A 16,965-nucleotide genomic window follows, 5' to 3' on the forward strand; every position below is an offset into this window, starting at 1 on the left:
CAGGTATTGCTGTAACGGGGCTTACTCGACCGGACGGGCTGCAGTGGCAACCGTACGCTGGTCGGCACGACCGTCGTAGGCCAGACCCTTGCGGAAGGCCCAGACACCGCTTTCGAAGTGCAGCGGGATGTTGGCCATGTCTTCCAGGGCCAGCTTCACGCTGTCCTGCAGCAGTTCGCTGCGGCGGGCGTCATCCAGCGTGCGGATGGCTTCCAGGTAGGGCTTGTCCACTTCGGGGTTGGAGTAGCTGCCGTAGTTGCTGCTGCCCACACCCAGTTCAGGGTTGCGCGTGGTGACCCAGTACTGGATGAAGTTGCTGGCCTCGCCGGTCTCGGAGCCCCAGCCGCCCAGCGCTGCACTGAATTCCTGGCGGGCACGGCGCGGGAAATACACCGAGCTGGTCATGGTGTCGACCTGGGTCTTGACGCCGATGCGGGCCAGGTACTGCGCCACGGCCTGGGTGACCTGGGCATCGTTGATGTAGCGGTTGTTGGTCGAGGACAGCGTCAGCTCGAAGCCGTTGGGGTAGCCGGCCTCTGCCAGCAGTTCCTTGGCACGGGTCGGGTTGTATTCCAGGGCCGGTGCGCCGACGAGGGAGCCGAACATGCCTTCGGGCAGGTACTGGTTGGCGGGCGTGGCGACACCATCCATGATGCGGTCCACAATGGCCTTGCGGTCGATGGCCATCGACAGGGCCTGGCGCACGCGGGCATCTTGCAGCGGATTGTCGTCGGCACCCTTGGGCGACTTGACGAAGGGGCTGGGCGCACGGCCCACATCCAGCTGGAAGAACATGATGCGCACCGACGGCTTGGTGGTGTATTCGAAGCCGCTGTCGGTGATGCGCTTGAGGTCACGGGCGGCCGGATTTTCGATCAGGTCGAAGTCACCCGAGAGCAGGCCGGTCAGACGCGGGCCGGCCGAAGGCACGGCGGTCATGCGCACTTCGCTCCAGGGGGCCGGTGTCTTGCCCCAGTAGGCATCGTTGCGCTCAAGCGCGATGCCGGCACCCTTGACGTACGACTTGAGCTTGTAGGGACCGGTGCCGACTACCAGGTTGCCGGTATTGAAATCGGTCACGGTCGGCCAGGCGCTGGTCACGCCGCAGCCCTTGGCCGGTTCGTAGGTCAGGTTCTCGAACTGGGCCATACCACTCCAGATCATCGGGATGCGGGCCAGTTCATTGGGCAGCACGGGATAGGGCGAGGCCGTCTTGAGATGCACGGTGTGTGCATCCGGTGCGTCGATGCCGATGATGCGTCGCGCCACGTTGGTGGAGCCACCGCCGATGGCGGTTTCATTGTTGAGAATGCGGCAGAACGTGAAGATCACGTCATTGGCGGTAAAGGGCTCGCCATTGGAGAACCTGGCGGCGGGGTCCAGCTTGAATTCCCAGGTCGTGTCGTCCAGCGGTTGCCACGACGCAGCCAGAGCCGGTTGCATTTGCATATCCGGGTTCATCGCAACCAGCGGCTCGAAAATATGCATCAGCAACGCCTCGTTGGGCGTGGTCTGGTGATAGTGGGGATCGACGGCGGTCGGTTCGGCTGCCAGGCCGATCTTGAGGGTCTGGGCGGATGCGGCCGTGCTCAGTGCTGCCGTCAGCAGGGCCACGCAGGTGGCGGCGGGAGTCAGACGGGTCAGGGTCATGGAATGCCTCTTTTCGTGTCGGTGGATCGGACCTGATGGTGTGGGGCAGATTCTAGGGGTCTGTACGGATAGGGAACAATTAGGGTTTTCTATATAATTGGAATATTTAGCAATCTATTTGCTTTTATTGGAAAGTGAATATGCAAAGCCTAGCCTTCAAATACTTCGTCGAAGTCGCCCAGCGCGGCAGCCTGAGCGCGGCTTCCGAAAGCCTGGAGGTCGCGATTTCGGCGATCAGCCGGCAGATCTCCCAACTGGAACAGCGCGTGGGGGCACCCCTGTTCGAGCGCGGCGTGCGCGGCATGACGCTGACCGCATCGGGCCGGTTGCTGCTGTCGCATGCCCAGCGCCAGACGCTCGAAACCGAAGCTACGCTGCAGGAAATCGCGCGCCTGCAGGGTATGGAACAGAGCCATATCCGCATCGCCTGCTCGCAGGGGCTGGCCAATGAAATGGTGCCCAAGGCGATTGCCGATTTCCAGCGGCTGCGCTCGGGCACGACGTTTGCACTATGGGTGGGGGGCGCGGTGGCTGCGTCCGAGCGGGTAGCGGCCGGCGAGTCGGACATGGCGATTACCTTCAGCACGCGCCCTGTGTCCAACGTGGTGGTGCACTATGCGCATCGTTCGCCGGCCCTGGCCATCATGCACCGCGATCATCCGCTGGCGGGCCGGCCGCGCCTGTCGCTGACCGAACTCAAGGCCTATCCGATTGCCCTGACCGACACGACCACCTCGACCCGCAAGCTGTTTGACATGGCCTGCAACATGAGTGGCCTGGCCATCGAGCCGGTACTCAACAGCAACTATGCCGAAGCGTTGCACGCCTATGTGCGCAATAGCCAGGGCATCCTGTTTGCCAGCTATGTGTCGATGGCGGACCGACTGGTGCGCAATGACCTGGTGGCGGTGCCGGTCACCGATGCCGAAATGCATTCGCGCAGCATCCAGGTGCAGTTGATGAAAGACAGGTTGTTGCCGCCGGCGATCCGTGAGTTCATTGATCTGATCGTGCAGGATCTGGAGGCCAAGCGGCAGGCCGAACCGACGTGATGCCGGCTGGACAGTAAGGGAAAAGGCGGTTCGGCACTCAACCTGGCTGTGCCGCCGGAGGCGGATCCGGGCGGATGCTGGCCGATAGCCGGGTGGCTCCCGGTGACGACGCCATGCTCAGGGTACCGTTGATTCGTTCTATGCGGCGGTGCATGCTCTGCATGCCGATGCCTGTGTGGCGGGCCTGTTCCACGTCAAAGCCACGGCCATCGTCTTCGATCGTCAATTGCAGGCCGTTTCCTTCGGACGTGCCCTGCAGGGTCACGTTCAGGTGTGAGGCCTGGCTGTGCTTGAGAACGTTCGTGAGCGCTTCCTCAATGAATCGGGTCAATCCCAGCAACTGCGCCGACGACAGATGTATCGGCCATTCAACTGGCAAAGCCCAGTGCGAAACCAGACCGAGATCGTCGAACAGGCTGGTGAAGCGGCGACGCAGCGGTGCGATCCATTCCGCTGGTGTGCCTTGCGCCAGCGCCATGCTGTCGGAACTGCCATCGATCACATGGCGCAGGTCGGTGCGCAACTCCCGCAATATCGACAGGAATTGTTCGCCTCCCAACTGCCGGGATTGGTTGACAACGGCCATCGAGCGCATCAGCGAACTGCCGAGACTGTCATGCAGGTCGTGCGTCATGCGCAGGCGTTCATTGAGCCGGATGTTATCGGCTTCGAGCTGGTGTTCGCGTTGCAGGGTCTGGGTGAGTTCTACGCGAGTCTGTTGTACGGCCGTCTGCAATTCTTCGTTGAATGTTTCGATGCGCCGTAGATTGCCGGCATAGCGCCAGGCCAGAATCAGGAACAGGCAGATGGATATGATGGGCGCGGAAATGGGGCCATAGTTGCGGGGGGTCGCGATCAGGCCATGATGTACCAGCACGTCGTGGACAGCGATCAGCACGAACAGTGCCAGGCAGGCAGCAAACAGCCACTGATTGGGCTCTCGGGTACGCCAGGCATGGATGATGAATTGCAGGCAGTTGGCACAGAAGACAATGGCGTAGACCAGGGCGACAACGGCCGAGGCGTCGTACAGGTAATCTGCCGGTATCAACAGCAATGCCAGCACCACGATCCCTGAAAGCCCCCACAGTGCCCGGGCCAGTCGTGGTGCGTGGATATTGCCGAACGACCAGGTGAACATGCAGAATGCACAGCAATAGGCAGTGAGTGCAACAATATTCCAGCGTGCCCAGGTGGTACTGTTGTCAAAGGGCCAGGGCGTGGTGACCAGTATGTTGCTCAGTGTCGCCGACCAGAGCAGCGAGGCCAGGGCAAACCAGCCAAAGGCCCGTTCGCTGCGGCGCAAAAGCCAGAACACCAGGAACAGGCCTGCCAACACCAGCGAAACGGTCATGTTGAATGCATAAAAGTCACGCTGCCGTGTCTGCTCCTGGTGGAGGACATCGATCTGTGCCTGCGTACCCAGCACCACCGAGCCCAAGCCGGGTGACAGATGCGCCGGAGCTGCAATGCGAAACCACAGGGTATTGTGGTCGTCCAGCGCAGCAGCGGGCAGCAGCCACTGGCGCGGCACGTTCCAACTGCGGGACATCGGTTCGGCAAGATGTGCATCCTGCCAGAGCAGGGTATCGTTCAGGAACACCTGACCTGCCATCGCCATGCTGCTGACATGCAGTGCGACGGTCTGTGCGGGGCAGGCGGTCTGCCAGTCCACGCGATACCAGACTGGCCCGTCAAAGCCCGGCCAGTGCCTTTGCCACAGGTCCGGGAGCGTGACAGACTGCCAGCCCCCTGCCGGGCGCTGCCCGTCGCCGGTCTGTTCGGGGGCCATGCTGACCTGCGTGATCTGAGGTTGGCATGCAGCCTGTACCAGCATCGGCAGGCACAGGCCAAGCCACATCAGGATCAGGGCAGCAAACCGCGCAGGCGTGCCTCGTTCACGGCGCGGGTACGCGATGAGACGGCCAGCTTGCGATAAGTATGCTTGATGTGGCATTCGACGGTATAGCGGGAGATGACCAGATGCTCCGCGATTTCCCGATTGGACAGGCCCTGGGAAACCAGTTCGAGAATTTCTGATTCGCGGGTGCTGAGCACACCGGATGGCGGGGGCGGCGTATCTTCCCTGGGTTGCGGGGTGACTGGCAGCAGCTTGAGGATGCGGCGCGCGATGAACGGATCGATGGGCGCACCGCCGCGCAGCACGCTGCGGATCGACAGCGTTACTTCCAGATCGTCGCGCTCCTTGAGTACATAGCCAGTGGCACCCGCGCCGAGCGCGCCGAGGATGATGTCTTCGGTGCTCCAGGCGGAAATCACCAGGATGCACAGGCAGGGATCGGCGGCATGCAGGGTATGGATCAGGTCGATGCCGCTGCCATCGGGCAGGCCGATGTCCACCAGTGCCACCGACAGGGGATGCTCCGCGATATGCCGATGGGCCTGCGCCAGATCGGCCGTAAAGGTCACGGCATCGTCAGGGTAGCCCAGGCTGCGAAGGATGGCAGCCAGACGCTGCTGCATCGACGGATCGTCTTCCACTACCAGGACGGGGGCGGGCAGCAGAGGATCGGCAGAGGAGGGCAGAGCAGTCATGGCGGCACAAAAGACGGATGAACGGCTAGTGTGTCATGGAATGTCGGTGGTTGCTATCACCGAAAATAGGTAGTTTTATGTGATTGCTGCATCCAGCATGCCACGACTGTCAGGTTTCGTCAGGCCACGTCCAGCCATCCACTCTGCCGATATAGTCACCCTGCATGCCCATGCCGCTCAGGTCCGCAGGCAATGCGTTGCCATTGACGGTCAATGTGACGTCCCGGCACTCGATCCACCAGGACAGAACAGACAGCGTGTCGTGAATGGCGCTGCTTCGTTCTTGCATTAACAGCTCGGACAACCAGATCCGCTGTTCTTGCGTGAGTGAGGGCACGAGTTTGTTGATGGCACCATCTTCCCTGGCCACCGGCAAGAAATCATCTGTCGCAACGCGTTTGGCAAGCGGGCTGTGGAGTCGTGTCTCATCAACCAGTTCGTCAATAATGGCTTGATAGACAGGGATGGGGGCAGTGCCTGGCATGAAGGTAAATGTCCGGGTGTCGCGACGATGGCGTGAGGCTGAGGCACCGATTATAAGAAAACAGCCCTACGGACTCATAATCCGTTGGGCTGTCTCACAGTATTACAGCCTGACGATGCTACAAGCCTATTGCAGCAGCAGCTTGTTCAACCGTTGCACGAACCCGGCGGCATCCGGCAGGGCATTGCCTTCGACCAGCAGGGCCTGATCCAGCAGCACGTTGGCCCACTCGTCGAACTGATCGTCGGAAGCCGCCTGGATGCGCGCCAGCAGGGCGTGATCCGGGTTGATTTCCAGCGTCGGCTTGATGTCGGGGGCGCTCTGACCAGCCGCCTGCAGCATGCGTTGCAGGTGCGGGCTCAGTTCGTTTTCACCCACCACGATGCAGGCGGGGGAATCGACCAGGCGCGAACTGGTGCGCACTTCCTTGACACGGGCTTCCAGGGCTTTCTGCAGACGCTCGACCAGCGGCTTGAACTGCTCGGCCACTTCGGCGCGGCGCTTCTTTTCCTCTTCGTCGGCCAGATCGTCCAGCTCCAGGCCACCCTTGGCGACCGACACCAGCGACTTGCCGTCGAATTCACGCAGGTAGGACAGCATCCACTCGTCCACGCGGTCGGACAGCAGCAGGACTTCGATGCCCTTCTTGCGGAAGACTTCGAGGTGCGGGCTGGCCAGCGCGGCGGCATGGCTGTCGGCGGTGACGTAGTAGATCTTGTCCTGGCCTTCCTTCATGCGGCCCACGTAGTCGGCCAACGACACGGCCTGCGTGGCATCCTCGCTGTGGGTGGAGGCAAAGCGCAGCAGCTTGGCGATGCGTTCCTGGTTGGCGAAGTCTTCGCCGGTACCTTCTTTCAGCACCTGGCCAAAGGCCGCCCAGAAGAGTGCATAGTCTTCGGCACGGTTTTCCGCCAGGTCTTCCAGCAGCGACAGGATGCGCTTGGTCGAGCCTTCGCGGATGGCGCGCACGTCGCGGCTTTCCTGCAGGATCTCGCGGGACACATTGAGCGGCAGGTCGGCAGAGTCGATCACGCCGCGCACAAAGCGCAGGTAGTTGGGGAGCAGTTGCTCGGCATCATCCATGATGAAGACGCGACGCACGTACAGCTTGACGCCGCGCTTGGCATCGCGATCCCACAGGTCGAAGGGGGCGCGCTTGGGGATGTACAGCAATTGCGTGTACTCGCTGCGGCCCTCGACGCGGTTGTGGGTCCAGGCCAGCGGGTCTTCGAAGTCGTGCGAGACGTGCTTGTAAAATTCCTTGTACTGCTCGTCGGTGATGTCCGACTTGCTGCGGGTCCACAGGGCGCTGGCCTGGTTGACGCTTTCCAGCTCGGCGGTCTTGACCTGTTCGGACTTGTCGCTGTCCCATTCTTCCTTGTGCATGCGCACCGGCAGGGAAATATGGTCGGAGTAGCGGCGCAGGATTTCGCGCAGCTTCCAGCCGCTGAGCAGTTCGTCCTCGTCGGCGCGCAGGTGCAGGATGATGTCGGAGCCACGGGTAGCCTTGTCGGCCTGGGCGATGGTGAACTCACCCTGGCCGTCGGACTCCCAGCGCACGCCCTGGTCGGCCGGCAACCCGGCGCGGCGGCTGATAACGGTGACCTTGTCGGCCACGATGAAAGACGAATAGAAACCGACACCGAACTGGCCGATCAGTTGCGCATCCTTTTGCTTGTCGCCGGTCAGTTGCGAGAAGAACTCTCGCGTGCCTGAACGGGCGATGGTGCCCAGGTTGGCCACGGCCTCTTCACGCGACAGGCCGATGCCGTTGTCGGAAATGGTGAGGGTGCGGGCATCCTTGTCGTAATCGATGGTGATCGCCAGCTCTTCGCCGCCCTCGAGCAGCTCGGGCTTGTCCAGGGCTTCGAAGCGCAGTTTGTCGCAGGCATCCGACGCATTGGAGACCAGCTCGCGCAGGAAAATTTCCTTGTTGCTGTACAGCGAGTGGATCATCAGGTGCAGCAACTGCTTGACCTCGGCCTGAAAGCCCAGGGTTTCGGCGGACTGTGTGCTTGAGTCTGTCATGGTATGGATCGGGTTGGTAGGTTGATCAAAGACGTAACCCGATCCATATGGGGATGGTGTGGCGAAGTTCAAGAGGTGCCGCGCGGGTTCAGAGCAGCAGAAAGGCTCAGGCCAGTTGGATGATCTGGTTGAGCACGGCCAGCACCTGGGCGAACTGGCCGTCCGGCGCGCGCCCTGCGGGATGCGGGTTGGCCCGGCGTGCCCGCCAGTCGAATGATTTGGGCTGATGGCACAGTACGTAGCTGGCCTGTCCGGCCTTGCGCCCGGTGGCGGTGCCGACCTCGATGGCAAAGGGATGGTCTGCGTTGCAGGCCGCTGTGCTCATGGGCAGTCCGACGACCAGCGAGGTACGGGCATTGAAGGCCTGGGGGGATAGTACGAGAAAGGGGTGCATGTCCCGCATTTCACGACCGGCTTGCGGATTGCAGTCGATCCAGATGATGTCCTGGCGTTCGGGAACCCAGGATGGCTCGGCCTGCCTGTCGGTACGCCCGCCTGCGGGGGGCGCTGCGCGGCTTACCATTGCTCTGCGCCCAGTGGCCGGTCTGTCACCATCGTTTCGCCATCGTGACGCGATGGGTCGTAGCGGGCCAGGCGTTGCGCCAGCGTGGGCTGCGTATCGCGAATGGGGGTGATGATGATGCTGTCGCCCTCGACACAGATGCGTACCCGCTGGTCGGCCTGCAACCGGGCCGACCGCGCGATGGCCGCAGGCAGCCTGACCCCCAGGTTGTTGCCCCAGCGCTTGATATCCTGCTCGGTTTCCATCGTCGACTCCCGGCTTCATTGCATGCAAAATGTTTAAATAAAGTATATACATGGTGAATGCCCAAAGCAATGGACATCCACTGTAAGCCGGGCATGCTCGTGGCTGGCGGGAGACGGGACGTTTTTGTCCCATGCCGCATGCCTTACATCTGATAGCGCAGTGTCAGCATCCAGTTGCGTGGCGCACCGTAGAAGTTGTGGCTGTAGCTGGTTGAACTGAAATAACGCTTGTCGGTCAGGTTGTCGATGTTCAGCGCAGCCGAGAATGCAGGGGTGAACTGGTATGCGAGCCGGGCGTTCAGCACGGTGTAACCTCCCTGTATGCGGCCGTTGTAGCCGAAGCCGGCCGCGCGACTCTGTACATTCATGCCCCCGCCGACCGACAGACGATGCCACTCTCCCGGCAGGCGGTAATTTGCCCACAGACGCAGAATGTGGCGCGGCAGGCCGGTATTGGCCGAGATGTTGTAGCCGACTCCAGGTGTGTCCCCCAGGTACTTGACTGACGTATAGGTATAGGAGGCGGAGAGTTGCATGCCGCGCAGGACTTCGCCGTTGATTTCTGCTTCGAAGCCCTGGCTGCGAACGTTGGCCGACGAGCGATAGCAGGTTCCACCGCATTGCACATTGGCAACCGTTTCAGAGACGGCGTCATCCTCGAAGGCGATGTTGTGCTGCTCTGTGCGAAACAGGGCAAAGCTGGCAAGGGCGCGTCCCTCAAGGATGTCTCCCTTGATGCCGACCTCGTAATTGCGTCCGGTGATGGGGGTCAGGAAGGCACCTGTGACGTCGCGCTGGCTTTGCGGGAGAAATATCTCGGCGTAGTTGCCATAGACGGACCATTGCGCATCAAGCGCATGGCTCAGGCCGGCGAAAGCCGTGAATTCGTTGCTGATGCTGGCGTTGGTTTCCGACAGGCCCCAGGCACCGTCGGACGTGTAGGTCTGGTTGAAAGACGACAGTCGCCCGCCCAGAATCATGTTCAGTCGATCGGTCAGCGCATAGTCTGCGGCCATATACATGCCATGTTTGCGCGAGCGGTAGCCGTCGTCCATGCGATTGGCTGCCAGAATTTCCGCAGCGCTGGGTTCCGGGATGGTGGAGACCCCGAAATAATCGCTGCCGAACAGTTCTATGTCGCGCTTCCATCCCCACAGATCCTTGCTCGATTGGTGCGAGAAGTTGGCTCCGGCCGTGAGTCGAAGCGCACGCCCGAAAAGGGTGGTTTTGCCATCGAGATAGGCATCGGCACCGACCGTGCTGGAGTGCATGTCGAAGTAATAGACATCGCCGTGGATGGAGGTCGGCGTTCCGGTGCGGTAGCGCCGCAGCAGGTATTTCTGATCGTTGAACTCATCGACCTTGACTGTCGACAGTTTGAACGCCCAGTCCTCGTTGAAGCGGTGTCCGAGGTCCAGGTAGTAGGTGTCCTGTGCCTTGCTGCGGCGACTCCAGGGGGTACTGAGATTGGTGCTTCTGCCATAGTCGGGCATGCTGCCGTCGGGATAGTTGGGCAGGCCTTGCCAGTCCATCCTGCCGTAGGGCTTTTCGCTGCTGAAGCCGAGGCCCAGCGTCGTGGCCGGCCCCAGATCAATGTCCAGGGCGGCATACAGCGTCCGTTCCCTGGCGTTCAGGTAGTCGCGAAACGAGTTGGCCTTGCCATAGTGGGCAACCAGGCGGCCGCGTACGGTGCCGTTGGCGTTCAGAGGACCGCCCAGATCGGCTTGCACACTGCCGGTATCCCACGAGCCGATTGCCGTGCTCAAAATGGCCTGGCGTTCATGTGTGGGGCGCTTGCGGACCAGATTGATCGAGCCCGATGGATTGCCGGCTCCTTCGAAAAGGCCTTGCGCACCGCGCAGAATTTCGACGCGGTCATAAATCGCCATGTCGCTGTTGAAGGATGAGCCGCGTGCATACAGTTGCCGCTCCAGCGGCACGCCGTCGAACTGATAGCTGTCGATGAAAAAGCCGCGTGAATAAGCATGCCCGCCTGGCTCATTTGAAATCAGGGTGACACCGGGTGCATTCTGCAGGGCCTCGTGGATGTCCGTGATGTTCTGGTCTTCGATGCGCTGGCGAGTGATCACAGAGACAGCCTGGGGGATTTCGCGCAGTGTTCGGTCACCCTTGCCGATGCTGATGGTGTCGGACATATACGACTGCGTACCTTCCGTAGTGGCACTGCCCGAGCCTCTGACGGTGATGGTGTCCAGCGTCTGCATGCCAGCTTGGGTTCGTATCGATTGCAGGATGAAACCGCCTTGCGGGCTGGGTATGGCTTCCAGCCGGGAGCCGGATAGCAAGTGCTGCAGGCCCGCAGTCGGGGTGTAACGCCCTTCCAGGCCTGGGGTAGTCAGACCCTGAATCAATTCGGCGTCGGCACGGATGGGAATGCCCGCCTGCAGGCCGAATTGCCCGATGGCCGTGCCCAGGCTGCCTGCCGGAATCGAGAAATCGATCTGTGCCTGGTGATCACTGTCAGTCTGCGGTGTGGCCGGCTGGGCGTACGCAGGCGGTGGCAGCATGCCGTGGATGGCACTCAGGCTGAGTGCCAGCACCAGGCTGCGCAGGGTAAAGGCGTTCGGTAGGGGAGTACGGCGCATGGCGTCAGGATTCCAGGATCAAAAGTTCATGAGGCGCACGCCGGGGCCCTCGGGTGCAGTCATGAGGCTTGACGCCTGGAATCGATGGAAACGCCGGATGAGTTACAAATTTTACGTTTTGGCCGCAACGCGGACCCACCAGCCCGTGGTGCGGCGGATCTCGATGGGCAGCACCTCGGCCAGCATGGCCAGCGTGCGATCCGTGTCGGCCAGGGGAAATGCGCCAGTCACGGGCAAGTGGGCCAGTTCGGGCTGGCAGCGCAGCACGCCGCTGCGATAGCGGCCCAGTTCGGCAATGAATTCGCCCAGCGGCATCTGGTCTGCCACCAGCATGCCGCGGGTCCAACTGTCTGCGCCTGCAATAGGGGCGTCGAGCATCTCCACGCTGTCGAAGGTCAGTTGTGCCTGCTGGCCTGCCTCGACACGGGTATGGCTGGCGGGCGCATCGACCGGATGCAGCTCGACGGCACCTTCCTGCACGCTGACGGCAATGACCGGCGTGCGGGCATCCATGTCGCGCACGATAAAGCGCGTGCCCACCGGCGTAATGGCACCGGCCCGGGTTTGCAGCACGAATGGCCGGTTCTGCCGGTCGGGGGCGGTGCGGATCATGACCTCGCCGGCCTGCAGCACCACCAGACGCTGGTCGCTGCTGTAGCGGATATCCACGGCACTGGCCGTATTGAGCAACAGTTCGCCGCCATCGGCCAGCGCGATGCGGCGCTGTTCGCCCGGGCGGGTACGGTAGTCCGCCACCCAGCGCCGACGCGCCGGATGGACATAGCCCTGCCAGGTCACCAGACCGACCAGGCCGCCTGTCGCCAGTACCTTGAGTGCCTGGCGACGGCTGGGTCGGCCCAGTTGCGGGTGGCGCAGGGCATGCCCGGCCAGTTGGCCGAACGAGGCCGTCCGGTCATGGATCTGCTCGCCCAGCGCCGCCATGCGCTGCCAGGCAAGCTCATGATGGGGATGGCTCTGGCGCCAGAGCGTGCAGGCCTCGACATCGGCGGGGCTGGGCGCTTCACGCAGCCGTACCAGCCAGTCGGCTGCGGCGGCAATGACCTCGGGCGGAATCTGCGCGGCGTCGGGTCGGACTCGTCGGAATATCGGCGGTTTGCGCATGGGCGGCTGGGCGTCGGACAGAAGGTTCGGGGCGGCGTGAGAGGTGGCAATCAGCCGTAGAGGACCACGTAGCAGTGCGCCAGTGCGCGTGCCAGGGATTTCTGTACGGCATTGCGCGTCATGCCAAGCTGCGCGCCAATGTCTGTATACGACATCCCCTGCACCTGCGCAAGGATGAAGACATTGCGGCACTTGAGCGGCAGGCCGTCGAGCATATCCAGCAGTGCCTCCAGCGTCTGCAGCACCTGCAGGTGCTGTTCGGGCGAGGGCGCATGCTGCGCCGGCATCAGCGCCAGCGCCTCGGCATAGGCCTGCTCCAGCGCCGTGCGACGTGCCCGACCGATCACCAGCCGCTGTGCGATGGTAGTCAGGTAGGCGCGGGGTTCAAGGATGGGGGCGGTATCGCGGCTGCGCAGCAATCGCTCGAATGTGTCCTGGGCCAGATCGGCCGCATCGTGCGCATCGCCCAGCTTGCGGCGCAGCCAGCCGTACAGCCAGGCGTGGTGCTCGGCGTAGATGCGCTGCACAGCCTGCCGGGGCGCGGTAGGCATGGCGTTGGGAGAAGGGCTGTCTGCGATCATGGACACGGGATGTGGCGGGCCGGTCTGTCTGCTGAAATAGCAAAGATATTGAAAACTGTTCTTGATTATAGGCGGTTTTGGGGGCGGGCTGGGTGCGCTGTTCGCGAGGCGGTGAGTTCGGGTATAATTATCGGCTTGCGTTGCGCCATACGGCGTTGCGCTTCACCATCCGGTCCATGTGATCAGCAGGGACCGCGACAGACTCGCCCGAGTGGTGAAATTGGTAGACGCAGGGGACTCAAAATCCCCCGCCGCAAGGCGTGCCGGTTCGATTCCGGCCTCGGGCACCATTCAAAAACTTCTTAAAAATCAACAGCTTGGAAGTGTTTTCAGCACAAGCCCCATACCAGAGAATTTCTTGAGAAAGTGGTCAGGTACAGTTTCGGTACAGTGATGCGGCGCTAGCCCCACTGCGGAACACTTATACATCTGCATCGGCCTCGCCATCGGCGGGGCCATTTCTTTTGTCGTCGCACATCTCTCTGCGCTTCCTGGGCAACCTCTTCGGTTGCAGCCCGCGTCCGTTCTGCCGGACTGGCTGCAGGGGCAGGCACAACGGCTTTGCCTTGTTCCTACCCCTTGCCGAGAAGCTGCATGGCCTCCAGACGCGTCAAGGGTAAGGGCTACGCCCGGCATCCTCACCCGTTCCCTACGCTTTGCTTCGGGCTGCGGCCTTCGGTCCCGCCCTTGACACCTCTTCCAGCCAGAATCACCACACGCATACCGAATTGCGCCATAGACAGCGCGGATGACGGGTCAAGGGTTGGTGCGGCCCGCAGCCCTATGGGCGAGGACACGGCCCCTTGATGCGTCAGGAGTACCCACACGCTGCGCCCGGGGGGGTAGGTGTTCAGGGCCATCGGCCCGTAACCCCTGCCCCCGAGGCTCCCGCCGGCGAGGGTGGAGAGTCCAGAGAGGCAAAGCTTCTTTGGGAAGTACGCTCACCAACGGGAAGCCCGTATAGCTGTTAATCGGGAAAACCTATTGATAGGCAGAAAAACAAGACAATTTCTGCGTGAAGTCTTATTTGCTGGTTTTCCCTACAAATCACCAAAAAATCCCACACCTTGTAAAATAACGTTATCTAAAGCACGGGAGACAACCATGGCTGAGATGGGTTCGCGCGAAACGGAACTAACTAAAACGATATCCGGTGCTGAGCGCGACCGGCGTGTAGCGGCCGTCAATTACGCACGCTCATTAGTCGGCTTGGAAGGGTTCTCGCTCAGCGCAGCAGATGAAAACATGCTCAACGGTTCATCAACGGGGACAATGACCTCGAAGTATTTGTGCAACCGCGTAGTGCCTTGGCAAGCCCAAAAGCTTAGTCATGATGAAGAAAATATAGGTGGTTGAAGCTAGTGTAGGATAGGCTGTCGCCGGTTTCGGTAGTACACACATGCGTCGGAAATGCACATCCGATAGTTCTCAAATTACCTAGATCAATTAAGGTCCGCTGCTACTACGCATTAAGGGAGATGTTCAAATCATGCCGGCCAATTATGAAAAATATCAGTCAGACGTAACTGCCGATATAGAAAAAGTATTGGCTGATGCTGAATGCCAACCCATCTTATTCGTCGGCTCAGGGTTTTCTAAGCGCTATGCGGGCGGACCTAACTGGGAAGAGCTATTAGCTACTCTTGCAGAGCAATGCCCCCTGATTGATAAAGACTTCGTCTACTACAAGCAAACATACAATGGGGATTTAAAAAGGATTGGCTCAATATTCACAGATGCATATCGCGAATGGGCATGGGGTAAAGGAAAATCCAAGTTTCCATCAGAGTATTTTATTGCTAGTGCACCAGCAGATATTTTCATAAAACACTCGATTGCCGTAATACTAGAGAATCTCGGGCCTAACGCCGACGGCTCTCACGACGACGCGAAACTCGCCTCTGAAATAGAAGCCTTAAAGAACATAAGTGCGCATGCAATCATTACCACAAATTATGACCAAGTAATTGAGCCGCTTTTCCCTGATTACGATGTCATCGTTGGGCAGCAAATCATGAGAAAGGGCTACCTAGCGATTGGTGAGATATTTAAAATTCATGGGTGCCGGACATCACCACATTCACTCGTGTTCAACGAGGCGGATTACCAGCGCTTTGAAGAGGATCATAAGTACCTGAGCGCTAAACTTCTGACGTACTTCATTGAGCATCCTCTCATCTTCATCGGATATCGTGCCGACGATCCTAATATCAAGGCAATTCTTTACGACGTGCATCGTATGGTACGTTCGGCGACAACCGATTTAATTCCAAATATTTATATCCTGCAATGGGACGAGTCTATAGCAGAAGCATCGTACCCCGCTCGGGAACGCGTTATTTCTGTAGCTCCAGATATCAATATTCGAATAAAAAGTATCAGTGCGGCTTCTTTTGATTGGGTTTTCCAAGCGTTTGGTCAAGCTGGAGACCTTGAAAAGATCAATACCAAACTCTTGCGCGCGTTAATGGCGCGCTCAGTGGAACTGATTCGATCTGATATTCCAAAAAAGAACATTGAGATAAATTTTGAGCAGTTAGAACACGCCGTTGAATCTGGCGAAAGCTTTGCCAAATTATTCGGCGTCACCTCACTAGCAGACCCATCCAAAGTCAACCTCGACTATAAGTACGCAGCAACGGGGGTCGGTCAAAAGCTAGGTTACGACACATGGCATGAGGTTCGGAAAATCATAAATCACATCAAAGACGAGACCGGGTTCGATATAACCTCAACAGACAACAAGTATCACATAGCTATTAAGCTAGGGCACAAATCCCCTCAGCTTACGCATCGTTATACAGATGCAGCAGTTGACCTATTCCGCAAGGTAATTAATGGGGAAGAATGCGAGATAGACATCGGTGCGATTGATATAGAAAAAGACGTCGCGGCCAAAAGATAAATGGGTTTTAAAAAAAACAGCCCACCGAGCGGCGACCGAATTCAAACATGCAACTGAAAATATTCGGCCAGCCAGCCATTCTGGAAGCATAAATGCTAAAGAAACTTTGCACCAAGGGCTATCTGCCGCGCGAGCTTCCACCTATATTTTCCTCTGCCACGCTTTCAAAAATTATAGGAAAAGCACTCCCAAATCCCTTCATAAATAAAAAAGCGAACTGGACTCAGCCCGTAAGCCACAATCTTGCTCGACCGGGTGGACTAAGGAGAAAGCTAACAGGGTAATCCCCCCATATTTAGCGATTTCCAGAAGTAGGAATGCTATACGGCCATGGCCAGCCGCTGTTTAGGGGTATATCCGTCCAGTGCCATGTTTGGGCGTTCATGATTGTAAGACCACATCCATTCTGTCGCTGCACGCTGGACCTGATCCAGATCTTCCCAGTGATATTGGGACAGCCATTCGTAGCGTACCGTCCGGTTAAACCGCTCGATGTAGGCATTCTGTTGCGGCTTGCCTGGTTGGATGTACTCCAGCTTGATACCCCACCGGCGCGTCCATTCGGTGATTGCTGAACTGAGGTATTCCGGACCATTGTCACAACGAATCGCCAAGGGCTTGCCACGCCAGGCAACGATCTGTTTTAACGCACGGATAACCTGCTCCGAGGGCAAGGAGAAGTCGACTTCAATGCCCAGTGCCTCGCGGTTAAAGTCATCGATTACATTGAATAGTCGAATGCTACGTCCATCGGTCAGTTGGTCATGCATGAAATCCATCGACCAAACGTGATTCATGGCCGTAGGCACCGTCAGCGGCTCAGGCACTTGGCGTACCAGGCGTTTGCGTGGTTTGATCCGCAGGTTCAACTCCAACTCCCGGTAGATGCGGTAGACCCGTTTGTGATTCCAACCGAACCCCTTCAAATTGCGTAGATACAGATAGCACAGCCCAAATCCCCAGTTGCGGTGGTTGTCCGTCAGGCGCAGCAGCCACTGGGCAATCTCGTCGTTCTCAGTCCGGTGCTTGCCTTCATAGCGATAGCAGGTCTGGCTGATGCCAAACGTCTCACAGGCCAAACGGACTGAGGCTCTGTGCTCCTGCACTGCGTGTTGGGCCATCTCGCGGCGGCGAGATGGCTTCACCACTTTTTTTCGAGAGCCTCCGCACGCAGCTCGGCTTTGAGTTTCTCTTCGACGTACATCTTGCGCAG

13 protein-coding genes, 1 tRNA gene and 1 pseudogene are annotated in these 16,965 nt (G+C 59.5%); 4 read left to right on the forward strand and 11 right to left on the reverse strand.

The window, feature by feature from the left end; all coding sequences use genetic code 11:
- Positions 1-21 precede the first annotated feature (21 nt).
- A complete protein-coding gene (locus tag ABN482_RS07185) occupies positions 22-1,650 on the reverse strand; it encodes an ABC transporter substrate-binding protein (protein WP_349503343.1) in 1,629 nt (542 codons plus the stop codon).
- A 140-nt stretch (positions 1,651-1,790) separates the two neighbouring features.
- Between ABN482_RS07185 and ABN482_RS07190 the strand changes: the two genes are divergently transcribed.
- Complete coding sequence (locus ABN482_RS07190; RefSeq protein WP_349503344.1) at positions 1,791-2,702, forward strand: LysR family transcriptional regulator; 912 nt, start codon at positions 1,791-1,793, stop codon at positions 2,700-2,702.
- 37 nt (positions 2,703-2,739) lie between these two features.
- On the opposite strand, the gene ABN482_RS07195 is transcribed toward ABN482_RS07190, so the two are convergent.
- The 9 genes from ABN482_RS07195 to ABN482_RS07235 form a co-directional block, all read right to left on the reverse strand.
- Positions 2,740-4,494, reverse strand: a complete 1,755-nt coding sequence (locus ABN482_RS07195) for a sensor histidine kinase (protein WP_349503345.1) — start codon at positions 4,492-4,494, stop codon at positions 2,740-2,742.
- A 74-nt stretch (positions 4,495-4,568) separates the two neighbouring features.
- Positions 4,569-5,258, reverse strand: coding sequence for a response regulator (locus tag ABN482_RS07200; protein WP_349503346.1), 690 nt, complete (start codon positions 5,256-5,258; stop codon positions 4,569-4,571).
- 109 nt (positions 5,259-5,367) lie between these two features.
- A complete protein-coding gene (locus ABN482_RS07205) occupies positions 5,368-5,742 on the reverse strand; it encodes a DUF6547 family protein (RefSeq protein WP_349503347.1) in 375 nt (124 codons plus the stop codon).
- A gap of 126 nt (positions 5,743-5,868) precedes the next feature.
- Positions 5,869-7,770: a molecular chaperone HtpG gene (htpG, locus tag ABN482_RS07210; protein ID WP_349503348.1), complete on the reverse strand. Its 1,902-nt coding sequence runs from the start codon at positions 7,768-7,770 to the stop codon at positions 5,869-5,871.
- 106 nt (positions 7,771-7,876) lie between these two features.
- A complete protein-coding gene (locus tag ABN482_RS07215; RefSeq protein WP_349503349.1) occupies positions 7,877-8,293 on the reverse strand; it encodes a type II toxin-antitoxin system PemK/MazF family toxin in 417 nt (138 codons plus the stop codon).
- Complete coding sequence (locus ABN482_RS07220) at positions 8,287-8,538, reverse strand: AbrB/MazE/SpoVT family DNA-binding domain-containing protein (RefSeq protein WP_109061290.1); 252 nt, start codon at positions 8,536-8,538, stop codon at positions 8,287-8,289. The genes ABN482_RS07215 and ABN482_RS07220 overlap by 7 nt, the downstream gene beginning before the upstream one ends.
- A 143-nt stretch (positions 8,539-8,681) precedes the next feature.
- Positions 8,682-11,144: a TonB-dependent siderophore receptor gene (locus ABN482_RS07225; protein ID WP_349503350.1), complete on the reverse strand. Its 2,463-nt coding sequence runs from the start codon at positions 11,142-11,144 to the stop codon at positions 8,682-8,684.
- A gap of 111 nt (positions 11,145-11,255) precedes the next feature.
- Positions 11,256-12,266, reverse strand: a complete 1,011-nt coding sequence (locus ABN482_RS07230; RefSeq protein WP_349503351.1) for a FecR domain-containing protein — start codon at positions 12,264-12,266, stop codon at positions 11,256-11,258.
- 50 nt (positions 12,267-12,316) lie between these two features.
- Positions 12,317-12,847 (reverse strand): sigma-70 family RNA polymerase sigma factor, encoded by a 531-nt coding sequence (locus ABN482_RS07235; RefSeq protein ID WP_349503352.1) that lies wholly within the window; start codon positions 12,845-12,847, stop codon positions 12,317-12,319.
- A 205-nt stretch (positions 12,848-13,052) separates the two neighbouring features.
- On the opposite strand from ABN482_RS07235, the gene ABN482_RS07240 reads away from it, so the two are divergent.
- The 3 genes from ABN482_RS07240 to ABN482_RS07250 all read left to right on the forward strand — a co-directional run bounded on the left by ABN482_RS07240 (position 13,053) and on the right by ABN482_RS07250 (position 15,752).
- Positions 13,053-13,137, forward strand: a tRNA-Leu gene (locus tag ABN482_RS07240).
- Between the two features lie 814 nt (positions 13,138-13,951).
- Complete coding sequence (locus ABN482_RS07245) at positions 13,952-14,203, forward strand: chromosome segregation protein ParM (protein WP_349503353.1); 252 nt, start codon at positions 13,952-13,954, stop codon at positions 14,201-14,203.
- Positions 14,204-14,336: 133 nt separating this feature from the next.
- Entirely contained in the window at positions 14,337-15,752 is a 1,416-nt protein-coding gene (locus ABN482_RS07250) for an SIR2 family protein (RefSeq protein ID WP_349503354.1), read from the forward strand.
- 320 nt (positions 15,753-16,072) lie between these two features.
- Here the strand turns inward: ABN482_RS07250 and ABN482_RS07255 are convergent.
- Positions 16,073-16,965, reverse strand: a pseudogene (locus ABN482_RS07255) (IS3 family transposase); the annotation flags it as partial.

The organism is Corticimicrobacter sp., assembly GCF_040137905.1.
Lineage (GTDB): Bacteria > Pseudomonadota > Gammaproteobacteria > Burkholderiales > Burkholderiaceae_B > Corticimicrobacter.